The sequence below is a fragment of the Longimicrobium sp. genome, from assembly GCF_036554565.1.
Classification (GTDB): domain Bacteria; phylum Gemmatimonadota; class Gemmatimonadetes; order Longimicrobiales; family Longimicrobiaceae; genus Longimicrobium.
Map to the genome: position 1 here is coordinate 1 of NZ_DATBNB010000527.1, position 2,155 is coordinate 2,155.

Annotated in this window: 2 protein-coding genes; both read right to left on the reverse strand. The window is 70.3% G+C overall.

The window, feature by feature from the left end:
* Positions 1-73: 73 nt before the first annotated feature.
* Complete coding sequence (locus VIB55_RS14495; protein ID WP_331877368.1) at positions 74-1,006, reverse strand: metallophosphoesterase; 933 nt, start codon at positions 1,004-1,006, stop codon at positions 74-76.
* Positions 1,007-1,016: 10 nt separating this feature from the next.
* Positions 1,017-1,853, reverse strand: coding sequence for a prolipoprotein diacylglyceryl transferase (gene lgt, locus VIB55_RS14500; protein WP_331877369.1), 837 nt, complete (start codon positions 1,851-1,853; stop codon positions 1,017-1,019).
* Between the last annotated feature and the right edge of the window lie 302 nt (positions 1,854-2,155).

Here is a 2,155-nt window from a genome sequence, read left to right on the forward strand (position 1 = left end):
CGTCCTCTCCGTTTTCTCTGCGTCCTCTGCGTGATTGCTTTTAGGTTTTTTCGATCTCGCGCATTCCCCGCCGCTAGACCCACATCGTGAACACCGCCACCTCGGGCAGCGAGCCGAAGCGCACCGGGAGCGTCGACATGCCGATGCCGCGGCAGACGTAGAGCGGCGCCGCACCGGGATCGTGGAACCAGCCCCGGACGTAGCGCCCGCTGGCGGGGGGCAGGATGGGCGTCCATCCGAAGAGGTTCACCTGGCCGCCGTGCGTGTGCCCGCTCAGCACGGCCGCCACGTTGCGCAGATCGAAGTCGGGCGCTGGCGCGGGCGGCGCGTCGACGCCGAACGCCGAGTTGGCGAACAGCCGGTCGCGGTGCTCCGGGCAGTGGGCCAGGACCAGGTGCGCATCGGCACCCTTGGCGGCGGCGCGGCCGAACGTGCCCGGGCCGTCGGGCTGCCCGCCAAGGAGATCGTCCAGCCCGATGACAGCCAGTCCCCGGCCACCTACTTCGTGCACGGCGGACTTGTTCACCAGCAGCCGCCCGTTGAACCGGCCGTAGATGGCGGCGAGGTCGGCCATGTCCACGCCGCCCCAGTATTCGCGGTTGCCGGCGATGGCGTACTTGGGCGTTCGGCGATCGAACAGTTCCAGCAGCGACGCCAGCTCGGGGAGGCGCTCCTTGTCGTCCACTGAGTCGCCGGTGAAGAGCACGAAGTCCGGCTTCAGCCGGTTGACCTCCGCGGCGATGCGCTGGTGGATGCGGTCGACGGAGTGCAGGTGAAGGTCCGTCACCTGGACGAAGCGCATCTGCCGCTGCTCCGGCGAGGTCCGCGCGTTGATGGCGTGGCGGGTGAACTCCACGCGGCGCCGCTCGATCAGGAAGGCGTCGCCGCCCACCGCCGCCGCGCCGGCCGCGCCAAGAGCCAGGAAACGTCTGCGGGTGATGAGGGGTGAACGCGAGCCGGCCGGTGGAACGAGTCCACCGGCCGGCGCGTCCTGGCAGTCGATCATCGGCGCGGCGTCAGGCGCGGGCGACCCGGCGCGGAGCGTGCGCGCCCCGCTTGTTGAGCGCGTACAGCACGCCGAGCCCCGTCGCCACCAGCCCGAGGCTGATCAGCTGCGCCACCGAGATCGCCCCGAAGAAGCGGTCGTCCTTGGCGCGGAAGATCTCGACGATGAAGCGCTCCACGCCCGCCATGGCCAGCCACGCGAAGAACAGCTTCCCCGGCGTGTCGGCCAGCCGCGGACGCAGCTTGAACAGCGCGAGGAGGATGAGAAACGACATCCCCGCCTCGTACAGCTGCGTGGGATGAACGGCGAGCACCTGGGTGTCGGGCACGCTGGCGGGCAGGTCTACCCCGAAGGCGCGCAGGTTGCCGGCGGTGGAGGGCGGCGCGCCCTGCGGAAACGCCACGGCCCAGGGCGCGTCGGTGGGGGCGCCGTAGTCGTCGCCCACCAGGAAGCATCCCACCCGCCCGATGGCGTACCCCGTGGCCAGCCCCGGCGCGATGGCGTCGCCGTACGGCCATGTGGGCAGCTTCAGTTGGCGAAGGCGGAACAGCACCGCCAGCGCGCCGCCGATGAAGCCGCCGTACCACACCAGCCCGGAGCGCGACAGCAGCGCAGTCCACGGGTCGGCCGCGGTCTCGGAGAAGTTGAGGATCAGGTAGTAGATCTTGGCACCCAGGATGCCGCCGATGGCCGCCCACCCGGCCAGGTCCCACGCGTGCTCCGGGTTGTGCCCTGCCTGCTTGAGCTCGCGGGCGGTGACCCACGATGCGGCGAGAAACGCCAGGGCCATCAGCAGCCCGAAGCTGGTAACCTGGAACCCGCCGATCTCGAAGAGGATTGGGAACATCTGGGGCCGGAACGTAGGGGAGGGATGGGAATACCTGTGAGGCACAAACTTAGACGATTCCGGCCATCCGGTAAAGCCGCGATGGGGGCCTCGGCTGCCGTGGTGCCCTCACCCGTCCGCGCTGACACGCGTGCCACCCTCTCCCACAAACAGCGTGGGAGCGGGAGTACACTTCGGGCCCGGGTGCGTCGAGGCCGGTCTGGTGCTCGGGCAGGCGCCCCCCATCCCCAGCCCTTCCCCCGCAAACAGCGCGGGGGAAGGGAGCCAGTCGAGTGCGCGAGGCCAGCCGGAGCGCGGTTCAG

Bases quoted from the DNA above. Each gene is read 5' to 3' on its own strand.
- VIB55_RS14495 (WP_331877368.1), bottom strand. From the start codon at position 1,006: ATGATCGACTGCCAGGACGCGCCGGCCGGTGGACTCGTTCCACCGGCC.
- lgt (WP_331877369.1), bottom strand. From the start codon at position 1,853: ATGTTCCCAATCCTCTTCGAGATCGGCGGGTTCCAGGTTACCAGCTTC.